We start from the raw sequence: 15,836 nt of genomic DNA, 5'->3' as shown, positions 1-15,836 counted from the left end.
CTCACGCCTCCAGCTTCATCAGCGTGTCCAGCACCGACTGCGGCGTCGGCCCGGCCAGCTCGTCGACCAGCAGGCCGTCCCGCAGGAAGATCACCCGGTCGGCGTAGGAGGCGGCCACCGGGTCGTGGGTGACCATCACGATCGTCTGTTCGAGCTCGCGTACCGACGTGCGCAGGAACGACAGCACCTCGGCGCCGCTGCGCGAGTCCAGGTTGCCGGTCGGCTCGTCGGCGAAGATGACCTGCGGCGAGCTGATCAGGGCGCGGGCGACCGCGACGCGCTGCTGCTGCCCGCCCGAGAGCTCCGAGGGCCGGTGCCCCAGCCGTTCGCGCAGGCCCACGGTGTCCACCACCCGGTCGAACAGGGCGGGGTCGGCCATCCGGCCGGCGATGTCCAGCGGCAGCCGGATGTTCTGCTCGGCCGTGAGCGTCGGCAGCAGGTTGAACGCCTGGAAGACGAATCCGATCCGCTCGCGGCGGAGCATGGTGAGCTTCCTGTCGTCGAGCCCGGTGAGCTCCACGTCCCCGACGCGCACCTGCCCGCCGCTCACCGTGTCCAGCCCGGCCAGGCAGTGCATCAGGGTGGACTTGCCCGACCCCGACGGCCCCATGATGGCGGTGAAGGCACCCGTGGAGAACGCGACGTCCACGCCCCGCAGCGCGTGCACGGCGGTGTCCCCCCGGCCGTACACCTTGGTCAGGCCCCTGGCCGTCACGGCCGGCGCCGCGCCTCTTCGGGCGTCCCACGCGCCGACCTCTCCGGTGATGGTCACGACAGCTCTCCTCGACGACGTACGACGTTATGACGCAGGAAACGCTATTGACGTGGAGAGGCGGATCCATCAGGCATTAGGCCCGACCTGGGGCCGTGCGGGGGGCGCCCGGGGGAGGAGGGGCGCCACCTTCGTCGTACGGCCGCCTCGGCCGTTCGGCCGAGAGACACCGGGCGGCCGGGGCGGTGACGACGGTCGGCACGGCGGTGAGGGGCGGGGCAGAGCCGGTCGGAACCGGACCGGCGGGGACGCGGGGGACGGGCGGGGCCGGGGTCAGTCGGCCGAGTGGGGGGTCACCAGGCCGGTCTCGTAGGCGTACACGATCACCTGTGCCCGGTCCCGCAGGCTCAGCTTGGCCAGCACCCGGCCCAGATGCGTCTTGACCGTCGCCTCCGCCAGCTCCAGCCGACCGGCGATCTCGGTGTTCGACAGTCCCCTCGCCACCAGCACCAGCACCTCCCGCTCCCGGGCGGTCAGCCCCGACGACGCCGCGGGCTCCGCCGTGCCCGAGGCCCCCGCCGACGGGAGGTGCGCGACGAAACGCTCCAGCAGCCGCCGGGTCGTGCTGGGCGCCACCACCGCGTCCCCGCTGTGCACCGAACGGATCGCGCTCACCAGGTCCGAGGGGGGCACGTCCTTCAGCAGGAACCCCGACGCGCCCGCCTTCAACGCCGCGAAGGCGTAGTCGTCCAGGTCGAAGGTGGTCAGGATCAGCACCCGGGGCCCCTCGGGCGCCGAGCGGATCAGCCGCGTCGCCTCCACCCCGTCCATGACCGGCATCCGCACGTCCATCAGCACCACGTCGACCGCGACCCGCCCGGCCAGCGCCACGGCCTCGGCGCCGTTGCCCGCCTCCGCGACGACCTCGACGTCGGGGTGGGCGCCGAGCACCATCCGGAACCCGGCGCGGAGCAGCTCCTGGTCGTCGACGAGCATCACCCGGATCACCTCGCCGCTCATCGGGCCGCCTCCCGCTCCCGGCCCGCGCCGTTCCCTGCCGGGCGATCCCGCCCCGCCGCCACCCGTCCGAGCCGTTCCCGTCCGAGCCGTTCCCGTCCGAGCCGGTCCCGGTCCCGGTCCCGGTCCCGGTCCCGGTCCCGGTCCCGGTCCCGGTCCCGGTCCCGGTCCCGTGGAGTCTCTCCGGGCCGGTCCTCTCCCACCGGAGAACGGTCCGGGCCGTCATACCGGCCGTGCCTCGTCATGCCGTCCGCTCCGTCATGCCGTCCGCTCCGTCATGCCGCCCGCCCCGTCCCGGCCCCGGCGATGGGGAGCCGTGCCACCACCCGGAAGCCGCCGCCCGTACCGGGCCTGGCCTCCACGCTCCCGCCGAACATCGCCACCCGCTCACGCATCCCCACCAGGCCGTGCCCGCCCTCGTGCTCCGGCGCCGAGGCGCCCCGGCCGTCGTCGGTCACCCGCAGCAGCAGATCCCGCACGCCGTACTCCATCTCGACCGTGGCCCTGCTGACCGGGCCGCCGTGCTTGAGGGTATTGGTGAGCGCCTCCTGGACGATCCGGTAGACCGTGAGCTGCTCCCCCTCCGGGAGGTCCCTGACGGTCCCGGACACCCGCAGGTCCACCGGCAGGCCGGACGCCCGCACCTGCGCCACCAGCTCGTCCAGCTGCGCCAGGCTCGGCTGCGGCGCGTACTCCCCCCGCGCGTCGTCGGCCCGCAGCACGCCGACCATCCGCCGCATCTCCGCCAGCGCCCTGCGCCCGGTGGCCGAGACCGCCTGCATCGCCCGGCGCGCCTGCTCCACGTCGTGGTCGATCGCGTACCCCGCCCCGTCGGCCTGAACGATCATCACGCTCACGTTGTGCGCGACCACGTCGTGCAGCTCGCGGGCGATACGGGCCCGTTCGGCCGCCGCGGCCAGCCTGGCCTGCTGGTCGCGCTCGTGCTCGGCCCGCTCCGCCCGCTCCTCGAGCCCCTCCAGGTAGCGGCGCCGGGTGTTGGCGTAGATCCCCGCCATCCAGATCGCGGCCGGGAACACCGACACGGTCGCGAGGACGACCCCGCTCCCCGCCTCCTCGGCGGACGGCCAGGTGAACGCCAGGAACAGGCCCAGCTCCACCACCAGGCCCGCCGCGACGGCCCAGCGCAGCGAGCTCCGCGACGCCACCCCGTACATCGCGATGAGGACCGAGACGTTGAAGAACAGCGGCTGGACGCCGAGCATCCACTGGAGGAAGCAGGTCGCCGAGATGATCGCGAAGACCGTGACGGGGCGCCCGCGCAGCCAGAACAGCGGCGCGAACAGCAGGATCCCCAGCCCCGCGAACCACCACGCCTCCAGGCCCGCGGCCTCCCAGGCGGTGGTGCCGCTCCCCACGGCCACCACGTTGAGCAGCGAGACCAGCAGGAACGGGACCAGCCAGAGGGCGTCGATGATCCTGGGATGGCGCCCGCTCCAGGCGCGTAGTCTGCCGAACACACCACCACGATACGTATCACCAGATCAGAACCCTTCCCCCTGAAGGGGGAAGTGGGTGTACGACCCAGGTCGCACATCCGGCACCGCTTACACGGGCCTTACGGCCCCTACGGCACGATGGTCTTTGGGAGCACCTTCAGGGGTGAGTAAAGGGAGCAGTTTGTGGTGATCAGTCACAACGACGACGGGTCACGCGGTCGCTGAGAACGGGCCGCGTGACCTTTCGTTTTCTCCCCGGTGTTCCCGGCGGTGCGCGTTCCGCGCCTTCGCGGGTCCCCGCGGGGAACACGCCGCCGGGCGACAGGGCCTGCCGGAGCCTTCCGGCCCCGCACCGTCGACGGCCGTGAATTCTTCTGTAGGGCCGTCGGGATTCGAACCCGAACTGGCACGGACCTAAACCGTGTGTCTCTGCCGTTGGACTACGGCCCCTGGAGTTTCCCCGCGCGTTTCTCCGCCGTGAACCACGATTCGGGCCGAGAGAACGGGGGATTTCTTTTCTTTTGTCGGCCGGCCGCCATTGATGCGGTGAACGTTCGGTGTCGATTCCCGGCCGCGCCGAACGTGTTCGATCCTACATCCCGTGCGCCCCCACGGCATCCCCATTACGATCAGGAGGCCCCTGAGCTGCGCGGGATCCGCCGTCGGCCCCACGGACGGGAACCCGTTCCGGACGGCGACGGCACAGTGAGGCTTTCCCCGGCGGGGAACGGCCCCGTGAAAGCGGGACGTGTCATTGTGAAGCGCGGCGGCCGACGGCGAGGCGGGTGCGGTCGTCGCTCACGGGATGACGCCGACATGGCACGGGCCGGGGCTCCCCGGGCATTCCAGAGCATTCCCGGGTATTTCACGTGTGCGACGCGTATTCGACGGCACGCCCCGGGATCGTACGACGGATTCGACGATTCCCGGGGCCCGCTCACGTCGTGTCACATGACGCGGATGACGCGGACGGTCAGCCGAGGCCGAGCTCGCGGCGGAGGCGGGCCACGTGGCCGGTCGCCTTCACGTTGTAGAGGGCCTTCTCGACCTTGCCGTCGGCGTCGACGACGAAGGTGGAGCGGATGACCCCCATGGTGGTCCTCCCGTACATCGTCTTCTCGCCGTAGACGTCGTAGGCCCGGTGGACCTCCAGGCCGGGGTCCGACAGGAGCGGGAAGGTCAGGGCGTCGTGCTCGGCGAACTTCGCGAGCTTGGCCGGGGTGTCCTTCGAGACGCCGAGGACGGCGACCCCGGCCGAGGTCAGGGAGTCGAGGCTGTCGCGGAAGTCGCAGGCCTGCTTCGTGCAGCCCGGGGTCATCGCGGCGGGGTAGAAGTAGAGGATGACGCGCCTGCCGCGGTAGGCCTCCAGCGACACGGTGGTGCCGTCGGCGGCGGGAAGCGTGAAGTCCGGGGCGGCGTCGCCCGGCTCGAGTTTCATGATGGTCCTCCGAGGAATGGTTCCCGGGTCAACCTACCGGCCCGCCCGAAGTGCCGAGGGTGGACAGGACCTGACAGACTGATCGACGTCGAGGTGTAGGGGAGGACAGCCATGGCGGACACCGATCCCGCGGAGCTGGAACGGCAGATCGAGCGCACACGTGCGGAGTTGGCGCAGACGGTGGACGCCATCGCGGACCGGGTGAGCCCCAAGCGGGTCGCGGAGCGTGGCGTGGCGAAGGTCAGGGCGAACGCGGAGCACCTGGTCGCGCAGGTCGGTGACCTGGTGAGCGGTGCGGCCGGGCCGAAGCCGGTGCGGGTCGCCGGCGAGCCGGACGACCTGTGGGAGGAGGACCGGCCGGATCTGGCGCCGGTCCTGATCGGAGTGGGGGCGGCGCTGGCGCTCGGCGCGATCATCATGCTGTGGAGGCGTCGCAACCGCTGACGGACACGTTCGGCGCGGGGGTCAGAGGAAGGCGTGGCCCTCGCCCCGGTAGGTGGGGACCTCGTCGGCGATCCCGTCCTCCTCGATCAGGTGCAGGCTGGTGAAACGCTCGCAGAGCTCACCGGCCTTGGCGTGCCGGAACCAGACCCGGTCGCCGGGGCGCAGGTCCTCGGCGGCCTCCCCGATCAGGGGGGTCTGGACCTCCCCGGCCCCCTCGTCGGGGTCGTAGCGCAGCCCGTACGGCAGGTAGGGCTGGGGCAGGCGGTCCCGGCCGGGAGGCCCGGAGGCGGTGTAGCCGCCGCCGAGGACCGTGACCACGCCCGGGGCGGGACGGCGCACCACCGGCAGCGCGAACAGGGCGGCGGGCCTGCCGGTGAAGTTGCGGTAGAAGTCGAACAGGCGGGGGTGGAAGAAGCCGGAGCCCGCGGTGATCTCGGTGACGGCACGCTCCCTCGCGGTCTTCTCGATGCTGCCGGTGCCGCCGCCGTTGACGAACTCCAGGTCGGCGACCTGGCGCACGGCCTGGACGATCCGGCCCCTGCGGGTGATCAGCTCGCGCTGGGAGCGGGACTGCATCCAGCGGACGGCCCGGGCGCGGGCGGGCCTGCCGGGCAGGTCGTCGCCGACCCCGGCGATCTGCGCCTCGTACGCCATCACGCCCACCAGGCGGAAGCCCGGCCGTTTCGCGATCTCGGTGGCCAGGTCGACGGCCTGGCCGATGTCGCGGACGGGGGAGCGGCGCACGCCGGCCCGGAACCGGCCGCCGAACGCGAGGTAGCCCGCGTCGACGTCCAGGCAGACCCGGATCTCCTGGCGGTCGCGGACCCCGGCCACGGCGGCCTCGATGAGGTCGAGCTGCTCGTCCCGGTCCACCATGACGGCGATCTCCTGGGCGACGCGCGGCGTGGCGGCCAGCTCGGCGAGCGCGGCGCGGTCCGCGGTGGGGTAGGCGACCAGGACGTCCCGCATCCCGGTGGAGACCAGCCAGAGGGCCTCGGGGAGGGTGAAGGCCATGATCCCGGCGTAGCCGTCCATGGCGAGGATCCGCTCCAGCACGGCCCGGGAACGGACGGACTTGCTGGCGATCCTGATCGGCTTGCCCGCCGCCCGCCGGGCCATCGCCGCCGCGTTGGCGCGCAGCGCGGGCAGGTCGACGACGGCGAAGGGGGGATCGAGGTGGGCGGTGAGCCGGTCGTAGCGCTGGCGGTCGTCCATGTCCGCAGGATAACCCGGCGACAACGAATATGAGTAATGTTCACATTGTCTCCGGGGTGATCAATTCTCCCGCCGGGGAGGGCACAGGAACGGGCAAGTGGGCGGGGGAACTCCCGTCCGGGGCGGCCGGGGCGCGTACATCTGAACGAATGACGACTACTCTCCAGGACATCCTGGCGGGCTCGGGGAGCGGTGGCGGCTCGGGGAGCGGCGGCTCGGCAGGTGGCGGCGCGGCCGGCAAGGCCGCGGGCGAGCAGTTCCAGGAGGTACGCCGCAGGTCGCTGCGGCTGCTGCGGCCGGGCAGGACCCCGGCTGGCGTCCCCGCGGCCCTGACGGCGTCCGCGCTGCTGTCGCTCTCGGCCTCGACGACGGTGGGCCTGCTGATGGGGTCGCCGGTCGCGCGGGAGCCCTACCGGCTGCTCGTCGAGGGGCCGGGCTCGTGGAGGTGGTCCGATCCCGCCGTCCTCGCCGTCGCGGCGCTCGCCATGGCGGCGGGCCTGGCGATGCTCGCCCTCGCCGTCCTGCCGGGACGGCCGCGGCTGGTCCCGCTGGAGCCGGGCGACCCGCACCTGGTGATCGGCATCACCCGGTCCGGTCTCCGCCGCACGCTGCGGGAGGCCGCCGAGTCGGTGGAGGAGGTGAACCGGGCCCGGGTCCGCCTCGCCTCGCGGGTCGTCGAGGTCACGGTCTTCACCGGCGCGGAACGGACCGGGCCGGTCCTGCGCCGGGTGGGCACCGCGGTGGGCGACCGCCTGGCGGGCCTGGGCTCGATGTACGGCGGCGACGTCACGGTGCGGCTGTGCCGCCGGGGGAGCAGGTGAGGCCGTACGCGGGCAACCGGATCGGCCTGGCCGCCACCGGCGCGGCGCTCGGCTGCGCCGGGCTGTACGCCTTCCTGCGGGGACGCGGCGACCTTCCCGGCCACCGCCCGGACACCCGGCTCGCGCACCGCGGCCTTCCCGGATGGCTGGCCGAGCACCCCTGGCAGGGGTGGCTGGCCGCACTGACGCTGACGGTGCTGGCGGTCCTGGCGGTGCGGTGGCTGCTACACGCCCTGGGGTGGGGACGGTGCGGCAGGCGGGCCGGGACGGGGACGGCCGTGCTCGGTGTTGCCCTTAAAGAAGTCGAAGGGCTCACCCGGGTCGGGGTCAGGCACGTACGGGACGAGCGGCTGCGCGTCACCGTGTGCTGCGCCCCGGGGACCGATGTCGGCAAGCTGGTGGCGCGGCTCAACCGGGACGCGGTGGGGAAGGTCCGACGGGCGCTCGGGGAGGTAGAACTCGGCGTGCTGGTCCGGCTGCACGTCCGGCGTCGCTGAGGCCCGGTAGGACCCGCCGTACCCGCCGTAGGACCCGTTGTGCGAGCCCCCGTGGGGCCCGCCGCCGGTCTCGTCGTGGGCCTGCCTGCCGAAGAGCGGCGCCCCGTACGCTCCCTGCGGGCCGTGTCCCGGCATCGCCCCGGCGATCCCTCCGGTCCCGCCGTACGCTCCCGGCGACCCCTCCGCGGTGCCGCCCTCGTGGTGGGCCACCTCGTGGACGGGGCTGGCGTACACTGGCCGGCCGGACGCCCAGCGGTGGTCCTCCGCCCCGTCGTACGGCGCCTGGTCGTCCGGCCCTGTCGTGTCGGGGTCGCCCCCGGGGCCGTCCCCGGGATCCGTCCCGGCGTCGTCGTGCGGGTGGCCGGGCCCTCCCGGGGCGCGCTCCCGCTCGTGTCGCTCCTCCTGCCGCTCCTCGTGCCGCCGGGAGCCGAAGGCGAGCCCGGCGGCCAGGCAGAGCAGCGGGAGGGCGGGCACGACGTAGCGGTGGTCGAAGGCGGCGATGAACGGCGGCAGCACCAGCAGCACGGTCCCGGCCGTCCACGGCAGCAGCACCGCGCCGCCGAGCCGCCGCGGCCGCCGCAGCACGCCGACCAGCCCGACCAGGCAGATCAACGCGAGATAGGGACCCCGTACGTAGCCGTACTCCTGGTAGCCGCGCAGCAGCCCCGCGTACGGCTCGACCAGGACCGGCGCCCCCGAGGCGCCCTGGTAGGCCACGGTGAGCTCCTCGGCGGTCCTGCCCTGCGAGGCGGTCCCGGCGGGGAAGGGCCGGGCGCTGCCGGGGAAGACGTAGGCGCTCTGCGGCCCGGGGACCGGGTAGACGCGCCGGTCCCAGTCGAAGATGTGGGCCACGTCCGCCAGGCCGGTCCGCAGGAAGTCCACGGGCTGGGCCATGACGGCCCGGGTGGCGAAGGCCCCGGCGAGGGCGTCGCGTTCGGCCCAGCTCCCCTTGACCTTGTTCAGCGGCGAGTCGCCGTCCCAGATGTAGAGCGGCGGCGCCTTGCGCGCGTCCCGCGGCTCGGCGGGGCACAGGGCGGCCTCGGGGCCGGGCGGCCGGATGACGGCGCAGTCGGCGAAGGTCATCGTCCGCGCCCACAGGAACGCGTTCCCCCGGGTCAGCCCGTAGGTGCCGTGCTCGGAGGCGAACCAGGCCGCGTACCCGCCCAGGCCGATCGCGGCGGTCAGCGTGGTCGCGGCGACCGCCCGCCACCCGGCGCGGCGGACCGTCAGGCAGACCGCCACGACGGCGATCAGCGCCAGCCCCACGGTCCGGGTGACGGTCGCCGCGGCCAGCAGCGCGCCGGCCGTCGCCGCGACCCACGTCGCGGGGCGCCGCCGCCACAGCAGCAGCGTGACCGCCACCACCGCCAGGAACTGGAAGAGCAGGTCGGCCATGACGAGGTGTTCGAGCTGGACCTGGTGGACGTCGAGCAGCACCGGCAGCGCGGCCAGCGTCGCCCCCCATCCCGGCAGCCCGCCCAGCCTGCGCAGCAGCAGGTAGACGCAGACGGCCACGGCCAGCCCCAACAGGTGCTGGACGACGACCACGGCCTGGACGCTGGAGAGCGGCTTGAGGATCCACAGGAACAGCGCGTACCCGGAGGGACGGGACTCCAGGGGGCGCGGGGAGAGCCCGGCGTTCAGGTAGACGAAGGAGTCGGCCCAGAACCACAGGGCCGGGCGGTAGCCGAGCACGGCCAGCGCGCGCACCCCGCCACCGGCCAGCAGGGCGAGCAGGAAGACCCGGTGCGAGACCAGCAGGCGCAGCACCCGCCGGCCCCGGGAGGGGGTGGCCGGACCGGAACGGCGGGAGGGGCTCACCGCGTGCGTTCCCGTCACCACCACGACCTCCATCGTCCCGCGGATGAGGTCACCCAGCATAGGCGTGGTGCCGCGGACTGCCCTACGGGATGCGAGATTTGGTGTCGATCGGGACATAAGGAACGGAAGGGGCCGCGACGCGGCGGCCCCGTTCAGCACTCGACGACGTTCACCGCGAGTTCCGCACGTCGGTCTCGCGCCGGTCCCGCCGGGCGAGCCGGTCCCATTTCAGCACTCGATGACGTTCACCGCGAGCCCGCCGCGGCTGGTCTCCTTGTACTTGTCGAGCATGTCGCGGCCGGTGTCGCGCATCGTCTTGATGGCCTTGTCCAGCGAGACGAAATGGCGGCCGTCGCCGCGCAGCGCCATCCTGGCCGCGGCGATGGCCTTGATGGCGGCGAGCGCGTTGCGCTCGATGCACGGGATCTGCACCAGCCCGCCGATCGGGTCGCAGGTCAGGCCCAGGTTGTGCTCGATGCCGATCTCGGCGGCGTTCTCCACCTGCTCGGGGGTGCCGCCCATCACCTCGGTGAGCCCGGCCGCGGCCATCGAGCAGGCCGAGCCGACCTCGCCCTGGCAGCCGACCTCGGCGCCGGAGATCGAGGCGTTCTCCTTGAACAGCACGCCGATCGCCCCCGCGGTCAGCAGGAAGCGGATCACGCCCTCGTCGTCGGCGTCGGGCGTGAAGCGGTCGTAGTAGGTGAGCACGGCGGGGACGATGCCGGCCGCGCCGTTGGTGGGGGCGGTGACGATCCGCCCGCCCGCGGCGTTCTCCTCGTTGACCGCCAGCGCGAACAGCGACACCCAGTCCATCGTCTGCAGCGAGTCCTTCTCCTGCGTCTCGCTGCGCAGCTGCCGGTGGAGCTGGTGGGCGCGGCGGCGCACCTTCAGGCCGCCGGGCAGCACGCCCTCCTTGCCGATGCCCCGGTTCACGCACTCGGTCATGACGTGCCAGAGGGTGAGCAGCCGCTCGCGGATCTCGGCCTCGCTGCGGCCGAAGGCCCGCTCGTTCTCCAGCATCAGCCCCGAGATCGACAGCCCGGTCTCGGCGCACCGGGCGAGCAGCTCGGCGGCCGTGCCGAACGGGTGGGGCACGACCGTGTCGTCGGGCTTGATCCGGTCGGCGCCGGTGGCGTTCTCGTCCACCACGAAACCGCCGCCCACCGAGTAGTAGACCCGCTCGCGGAGCGTCTCGCCCGACTCCGACAGGGCGGTGAAGCGCATGCCGTTGGGATGGCCGGGCAGCGAGATCTTGCGTTCGAAGACGAGGTCCTCGCCGACGACGAAGGGGATCTCGTGGGAGCGGTAGAGGGTGACGGTGCCGGACTCGCGCATGGCGGCCAGCCGCTCGTCGACCGTGTCGATGTCGACCAGCTCGGGCTTCTCACCGGACAGGCCGAGCATCACGGCCTTGTCGCTGCCGTGTCCCTTGCCGGTCAGCCCGAGCGAGCCGTACAGGACGGCGCTCACCCGGGCGGTCTTCTCCAGGAGCCCGTCGCGGTGCAGGCCGCGGGCGAACCTGTGGGCCGCGGCCATCGGGCCGCCCGTGTGCGAGCTGGACGGGCCGATTCCGACCTTGAAGAGATCGAAGACGCTGATCGTCATCTGGGTCCTTCCAGCGTGGGCGGCCACGCGCGCCCGGGGACGCGCGTGGCCCGGGTGTGACGGAGCGGGAGGTTCAGGACTCGCCCGAGGTGAGCGCGGCGTACTCCTCCGGCGACAGCAGGTCGTCGGCGGAGCCCTCCAGGCGGATGCGGAACAGCCAGCCCTCCCCGTAGGAGTCGGCGCCGACCAGCGAGGGGTCGTCCACGGCGGTCTGGTTGACCTCCACGATCTCACCGCTGACCGGTGTGAAGATGTCGCTCACCGACTTGGTCGACTCGACCTCGCCGACGGTGTCGCCGGCGGTGACCGTGCTGCCGACCTCGGGGATGATCTGCACGTAGACCACGTCCCCCAGCGCCTCGGCGGCGTAGGCGGTGATCCCCACGGTGAGGGTCAGGCCGTCATCCACTCCTGAGACCCACTCGTGTTCCTTGGTGTAGTGCAGGTCCTCGGGAATGCTGCTCATTGTGTCCTCCTGTAGAAAGGCAGTGCGACGACCTCGACCGGTTCGCGGCTGCCCCGGATGTCGACGGCCAGTCCCGACGACAGGCCGTTGTCCACGTAGGCCATGGCGATGGGCCTGCCCAGCGACTGCGAGGGCGCTCCGCTGGTGACCTCCCCGACGACCGCGCCGTCGGCGGCGGCCACCACCGGATACCCGTGCCGGGGCACCCGGCGGCCGTTCGTGACCAGGCCGACCAGGCGGCGGCCCGGCGGGACGTCCCTGAGGGGTTCGAGGGCGGCCCGGCCGACGAAGTCGCCCGGCTTGTCAAACCTCACCACACGGCCCAGCCCGGCGTCGAACGGGGTCAGCGCGGCCGAGAGCTCGTTGCCGTAGAGCGGCATGCCCGCCTCCAACCGGAGGGTGTCACGCGCGGACAGGCCGGCCGGGATCAGCCCGTGCGAGGCGCCGGTCTCGCTGATGGCGCACCAGATCGCCTCGGCGTCCCCGGACGCGACGAACAGCTCGAACCCGTCCTCACCGGTGTACCCGGTACGGGCGATGAGCGCCTCGCGGCCCGCGACGGAGGCGGGCAGGCCCGCGTAGTACCTGAGCCCGCCCAGGTCGGCGTCGGTCAGGCCGGCCAGGATCTCCGCCGAGCGCGGGCCCTGGATCGCGACCAGCGCGTACCCCTCGGAGCGGTCATCGGTCACGGCGTCGAAGCCCTTGGCGCGGCCGGCCAGTTCGGCGGCGACGCGCGGGGAGTTGGAGGCGTTGGCGACGACCATGAACTCCTCGGGGGCCAGCCGGTAGACGATCAGGTCGTCCAGCACGCCGCCCTCGGTGTCGACGATCATCGTGTAGCGGGCGCGGCCGGGCTCCAGCGCGGACAGGTGGCCGACCAGCGCGTAGTCGAGCGCCTCGGCGGCCTGCGGGCCGGTCACGAAGATCTCGCCCATGTGGGAGAGGTCGAACAGGCCGGCCGCCCGGCGGACCGCGTTGTGCTCGACGGACTCGCTGCCGTAGCGGAGCGGCATCAGCCAGCCCGCGAAGTCGGTCAGCGTCGCGCCGAGAGCCTCGTGCACGCCGCGCAACGGCGTAGATCGGGACATGTGCACACCTCAGGCAGGGGACAGATGAGATCATCCTCCCCCTCTGTCATGGGTGCCTGAGAGTTTCATCCGGTTTTTGCCCGGACTTTCACCTTCGGCGAGGCCACGGGGCCTGCTTTCCAGAGAGCACCTACCCGCACGGTCCTTTGCCTTGAGAGGTTCGCGGGGAGGGCTTGCTCCTTCAGGGGTCCTGGCCTGGATGTCAGGACGCTCTCCCGCGCGGGATTCATCGGTGTCACCGCCACCCTAACCGCCCGCACCGTCCGAGCGGAATCCCCCGCCCCGGCCGGCTCCCGTGTCAGGGGGCGCCGGTGTCCCGAGGCCGGTGCTCGGCGCAGTCCACGCGCAGCTCGGCGTCCCCGAAGGGGGGGGCGAGTCTCTGCCCGGTCGGGCCGGTCAGGGGGCGGCGTGCCGGACCAGGGCCTCGAACAGGGCCGACTCGTCGTCGGCCTCGGGGTGCCACTGGACGGCGACGGCGAACGGGTGGTCGTCCAGCTCCACGGCCTCGATCGTGCCGTCCTCGGCGTGGGCGGTCACGGTCAGGCCCTCGCCCGGCCGGTCCAGGGCCTGGTGGTGGTAGTGGGCCACGTCCACGGTGTCGGTCCCGAAGACCTTCGACGTCCGGCTGCCGGGGGCCAGGCGCACCGGCATCCTGCCGTGGCTCCCGGGTGCCGGGGCGTGCCCGGAGTGGCCGACCACGTCGGGCAGGTGCTGGTGCAGGGTGCCGCCCAGGGCGACGTTCAGGATCTGCATGCCCCGGCACACCCCCAGGAAGGGCAGGCCCCGCTCCAGCGCCGCCCGGACCAGGTCCAGCTCGGCGTCGTCGCGGAACGGCCGGACGTGACCGGTCCTGGCGTGCGGCTCCTGCCCGTACCGCTCCGGGCCGACGTCCCCGCCACCGGCCAGGATCAGCCCGTCCAGCCGCTCCACCAGCGGCGCGGGCTCGCCGGCCGGGGGCAGGATCACCGGCTGCCCGCCCGCGCGGGCCACGTGGTCGACGTAGTCGTAGGGCAGCAACGCCGTCGTCGTCTCCCACACGGTGAACCGGGCGGGCTCGACGTAACAGGTGATGCCGATGACGGGACGGGACATGATCTTTTGCCTTACCTTGCTCTTTCCCGGAAACCCGGGATGTTCTACAGCGGGGTGACGTACGCACCGGAGATGCCGCCGTCCACCAGGAACTCCGAGCCGGTGATGAAGCTGGCGTCGTCCGAGGCGAGGAACGCCACCGCGGCGGCGATCTCGGAGGCCTCGGCGAAGCGCCCCAGCGGGACGTGCACCAGGCGGCGCTGGGCCCGCTCGGGGTCCTTGGCGAACAGCTCCCGCAGCAGCGGCGTGTTCACCGGCCCCGGGCAGAGCGCGTTCACCCGGATGCCCTCCCGGGCGAACTGCACGCCCAGCTCGCGCGACATGGCCAGCACCCCGCCCTTGGAGGCGGTGTAGGAGATCTGGCTGGTCGCCGAGCCCATCACGGCCACGAACGACGCGGTGTTGACGATCGACCCCTTGCCCTGGCGCCGCATGTACGGGATGGCGTACTTGCAGCACAGGTAGACCGAGGTGAGGTTGACCTCCTGGACCCGGCGCCAGGCGTCGATGCCGGTCTCCAGGATCGAGTCGTCCTCCGGCGGTGAGATGCCCGCGTTGTTGAACGCGACGTCCACGCTGCCGTAGGTGTCGAACGCGGTCCTGAACACCCGGTCCACGTCGTCCTCGACGGTCACGTCGGCCCTCACGAACAGCCCGCCGACCTCGGACGCGGCGGCCGAACCGGTCGCCTCGTCCAGGTCCACGCAGACGACGCGGGCGCCCTCCTCGGCGAACCGGCGCGCGGTGGCCAGGCCGATCCCGCTTCCGGCGCCGGTGATCACGGTCACCCGGTCCTGCAGACGCTGCATCGCTTTACCCCTCCTCGGAGATGAAGACGTTCTTGGTCTCGGTGAACGCCGCCAGCGCGTCCGGTCCCAGCTCACGGCCGAGCCCCGACTGCTTGAAGCCGCCGAACGGCGTCCAGTAGCGGACGCTGGAATGCGAGTTGACGCTGAGGTTGCCCGCCTCGACCGCCCGGGCCACCCGCAGCGCCCGGCCGACGTCACGGGTCCAGATGGACCCGCTCAGCCCGTACGGGGTGTCGTTGGCGATCCGTACCGCGTCGGCCTCGTCGTCGAACGGCACCACCGACACCACCGGCCCGAAGATCTCCTCGGTGAACGCCCGGTCGCCGGTCGAGCGCGGGGTCAGGACGGTCGCCGGGTACCAGAACCCCGGCCCCTCGGGGCACGATCCCCGCAGGTGGGGCGGCTCGGTGACGTAGGAGGCGACCCGCTCGCGGTGCTCGGCGCTGATCAGCGGGCCCATCTCGGTGCCCTCCTCGCGCGGGTCGCCGACGCGGACGCCCAGCACCGCCTCGCCGAACCGGGCCATGAACTCCTCGTAGGCGCTCCGCTGGACCAGGATCCGCGAGCGCGCGCAGCAGTCCTGTCCCGCGTTGTCGAACACCGCGTACGGCGCGGTCGCCGCGGCCTTCTCCAGGTCGGCGTCGGCGAAGACCACGTTGGCGCTCTTGCCGCCCAGCTCCAGCGTGAGCCGCTTGACCTGCCCGGCGCAGACGGCGGCGATCTCCTTGCCCACCTCGGTCGACCCGGTGAACACGATCTTCGACACGCCGGGGTGCGCGACCAGCCGGGCGCCCGCGACCTCGCCCTCACCGGGCAGGACCTGGAGCACCCCCTCGGGCAGGCCCGCGGCCAGCGCCAGCTCGGCCACCCGCAGCGCGGTCAGCGGCGTCCACTCGGCGGGCTTGACGATCACGGTGTTGCCCGCGGCCAGCGCCGGGGCCACACCCCAGGTCATGACGACCATCGGGAAGTTCCACGGCACGATCACGCCGACCACGCCCAGCGGCTCCCTGAACGTGACGTCCAGCCCGCCGGGCACCGGGATCTGCAGGCCGTGGTCGCGTTCGGGCGCCCCGGAGTAGAAGTCGAGGACGTCGGCGACGTTGCCCGCCTCCCAGCGGGCGTTGCCGATCGTGTGCCCGGCGTTCGCGACCTCCAGCAGCGCCAGCTCCCCGGCGTGCTCGCGGACCAGGGCGGCGAAGCGGCGCAGCAGGCGGGCACGGTCGGAGGGGGAGACCCTCCGCCAGGCCGGGTAGGCGCGCCCGGCGCGTCCCACCGCCTCGTCGACCGCCGCGGCGTCCGCGGGCTCGATGTCGGCGAGCACCTCTTCCGTCGCCGGATTGATGATCTTCAC

Annotated in this window: 14 protein-coding genes, 1 tRNA gene and 2 riboswitches; of the genes, 2 read left to right on the top strand and 13 right to left on the bottom strand. The window is 72.9% G+C overall.

Annotated features, from left to right (window positions below):
* Position 1 precedes the first annotated feature (1 nt).
* The 5 genes from ACLQ2R_RS18120 to bcp form a co-directional block, all read right to left on the bottom strand.
* On the bottom strand, positions 2-772 hold the full coding sequence (locus ACLQ2R_RS18120; RefSeq protein ID WP_425960977.1) for an ABC transporter ATP-binding protein: 771 nt from the start codon (positions 770-772) through the stop codon (positions 2-4).
* Positions 773-1,045: 273 nt separating this feature from the next.
* Positions 1,046-1,732: a response regulator gene (locus tag ACLQ2R_RS18115; RefSeq protein ID WP_425960975.1), complete on the bottom strand. Its 687-nt coding sequence runs from the start codon at positions 1,730-1,732 to the stop codon at positions 1,046-1,048.
* A 272-nt stretch (positions 1,733-2,004) separates the two neighbouring features.
* Positions 2,005-3,207 carry a sensor histidine kinase gene (locus ACLQ2R_RS18110; RefSeq protein WP_425960974.1) on the bottom strand — a complete coding sequence of 401 codons (1,203 nt, stop codon included), beginning with the start codon at positions 3,205-3,207 and terminating at the stop codon, positions 2,005-2,007.
* Between the two features lie 356 nt (positions 3,208-3,563).
* Positions 3,564-3,636 (bottom strand) — tRNA-Leu (locus ACLQ2R_RS18105).
* A gap of 523 nt (positions 3,637-4,159) precedes the next feature.
* Positions 4,160-4,624 (bottom strand): thioredoxin-dependent thiol peroxidase, encoded by a 465-nt coding sequence (gene bcp / locus ACLQ2R_RS18100; protein ID WP_425960972.1) that lies wholly within the window; start codon positions 4,622-4,624, stop codon positions 4,160-4,162.
* A 111-nt stretch (positions 4,625-4,735) separates the two neighbouring features.
* On the opposite strand from bcp, the gene ACLQ2R_RS18095 reads away from it, so the two are divergent.
* Complete coding sequence (locus ACLQ2R_RS18095) at positions 4,736-5,068, top strand: DUF3618 domain-containing protein (protein WP_425960970.1); 333 nt, start codon at positions 4,736-4,738, stop codon at positions 5,066-5,068.
* Positions 5,069-5,089: 21 nt separating this feature from the next.
* Here the strand turns inward: ACLQ2R_RS18095 and ACLQ2R_RS18090 are convergent, their stop codons facing one another.
* Positions 5,090-6,283: an amino acid deaminase/aldolase gene (locus ACLQ2R_RS18090; RefSeq protein WP_425960968.1), complete on the bottom strand. Its 1,194-nt coding sequence runs from the start codon at positions 6,281-6,283 to the stop codon at positions 5,090-5,092.
* Positions 6,284-6,432: 149 nt separating this feature from the next.
* Between ACLQ2R_RS18090 and ACLQ2R_RS18085 the strand changes: the two genes are divergently transcribed.
* Entirely contained in the window at positions 6,433-7,104 is a 672-nt protein-coding gene (locus tag ACLQ2R_RS18085) for a DUF6286 domain-containing protein (protein WP_425960966.1), read from the top strand.
* A 224-nt stretch (positions 7,105-7,328) separates the two neighbouring features.
* Here ACLQ2R_RS18085 and ACLQ2R_RS18080 read toward each other — a convergent pair whose 3' ends face one another.
* From ACLQ2R_RS18080 to ACLQ2R_RS18050, 7 genes are all read right to left on the bottom strand, one after another.
* Positions 7,329-9,482 (bottom strand): hypothetical protein, encoded by a 2,154-nt coding sequence (locus ACLQ2R_RS18080; protein WP_425960964.1) that lies wholly within the window; start codon positions 9,480-9,482, stop codon positions 7,329-7,331.
* A 168-nt stretch (positions 9,483-9,650) separates the two neighbouring features.
* Positions 9,651-11,027: an L-serine ammonia-lyase gene (locus ACLQ2R_RS18075; protein ID WP_425960962.1), complete on the bottom strand. Its 1,377-nt coding sequence runs from the start codon at positions 11,025-11,027 to the stop codon at positions 9,651-9,653.
* Positions 11,028-11,100: 73 nt separating this feature from the next.
* A complete protein-coding gene (gene gcvH / locus ACLQ2R_RS18070; protein WP_425960960.1) occupies positions 11,101-11,493 on the bottom strand; it encodes a glycine cleavage system protein GcvH in 393 nt (130 codons plus the stop codon).
* On the bottom strand, positions 11,490-12,581 hold the full coding sequence (gcvT, locus tag ACLQ2R_RS18065) for a glycine cleavage system aminomethyltransferase GcvT (protein WP_425960958.1): 1,092 nt from the start codon (positions 12,579-12,581) through the stop codon (positions 11,490-11,492). The genes gcvH and gcvT overlap by 4 nt, the downstream gene beginning before the upstream one ends.
* Positions 12,582-12,614: 33 nt before the next feature.
* Positions 12,615-12,710: riboswitch (glycine riboswitch) on the bottom strand.
* Positions 12,711-12,809, bottom strand: a riboswitch (glycine riboswitch). It abuts the riboswitch before it with no gap.
* Between the two features lie 168 nt (positions 12,810-12,977).
* On the bottom strand, positions 12,978-13,673 hold the full coding sequence (locus tag ACLQ2R_RS18060; RefSeq protein WP_425960956.1) for a gamma-glutamyl-gamma-aminobutyrate hydrolase family protein: 696 nt from the start codon (positions 13,671-13,673) through the stop codon (positions 12,978-12,980).
* Positions 13,674-13,717: 44 nt separating this feature from the next.
* Positions 13,718-14,482: a 3-oxoacyl-ACP reductase gene (locus ACLQ2R_RS18055; protein ID WP_425960954.1), complete on the bottom strand. Its 765-nt coding sequence runs from the start codon at positions 14,480-14,482 to the stop codon at positions 13,718-13,720.
* A gap of 4 nt (positions 14,483-14,486) precedes the next feature.
* Complete coding sequence (locus ACLQ2R_RS18050; RefSeq protein WP_425960952.1) at positions 14,487-15,836, bottom strand: aldehyde dehydrogenase family protein; 1,350 nt, start codon at positions 15,834-15,836, stop codon at positions 14,487-14,489.

It is taken from the genome of Streptosporangium sp. DT93 (genome assembly GCF_049844535.1).
Classification (GTDB): Bacteria; Actinomycetota; Actinomycetes; order Streptosporangiales; family Streptosporangiaceae; genus Streptosporangium.
This window is presented reverse-complemented; position numbering and strand designations above follow the sequence as displayed.

Bases quoted from the DNA above. Each gene is read 5' to 3' on its own strand.
- ACLQ2R_RS18115 (WP_425960975.1), bottom strand. From the start codon at position 1,732: ATGAGCGGCGAGGTGATCCGGGTGATGCTCGTCGACGACCAGGAGCTG.
- bcp (WP_425960972.1), bottom strand. From the start codon at position 4,624: ATGAAACTCGAGCCGGGCGACGCCGCCCCGGACTTCACGCTTCCCGCC.
- ACLQ2R_RS18095 (WP_425960970.1), top strand. From the start codon at position 4,736: ATGGCGGACACCGATCCCGCGGAGCTGGAACGGCAGATCGAGCGCACA.
- ACLQ2R_RS18090 (WP_425960968.1), bottom strand. From the start codon at position 6,283: ATGGACGACCGCCAGCGCTACGACCGGCTCACCGCCCACCTCGATCCC.
- ACLQ2R_RS18085 (WP_425960966.1), top strand. From the start codon at position 6,433: ATGACGACTACTCTCCAGGACATCCTGGCGGGCTCGGGGAGCGGTGGC.
- ACLQ2R_RS18080 (WP_425960964.1), bottom strand. From the start codon at position 9,482: ATGCTGGGTGACCTCATCCGCGGGACGATGGAGGTCGTGGTGGTGACG.
- ACLQ2R_RS18075 (WP_425960962.1), bottom strand. From the start codon at position 11,027: ATGACGATCAGCGTCTTCGATCTCTTCAAGGTCGGAATCGGCCCGTCC.
- gcvH (WP_425960960.1), bottom strand. From the start codon at position 11,493: ATGAGCAGCATTCCCGAGGACCTGCACTACACCAAGGAACACGAGTGG.
- gcvT (WP_425960958.1), bottom strand. From the start codon at position 12,581: ATGTCCCGATCTACGCCGTTGCGCGGCGTGCACGAGGCTCTCGGCGCG.
- ACLQ2R_RS18060 (WP_425960956.1), bottom strand. From the start codon at position 13,673: ATGTCCCGTCCCGTCATCGGCATCACCTGTTACGTCGAGCCCGCCCGG.
- ACLQ2R_RS18055 (WP_425960954.1), bottom strand. From the start codon at position 14,482: ATGCAGCGTCTGCAGGACCGGGTGACCGTGATCACCGGCGCCGGAAGC.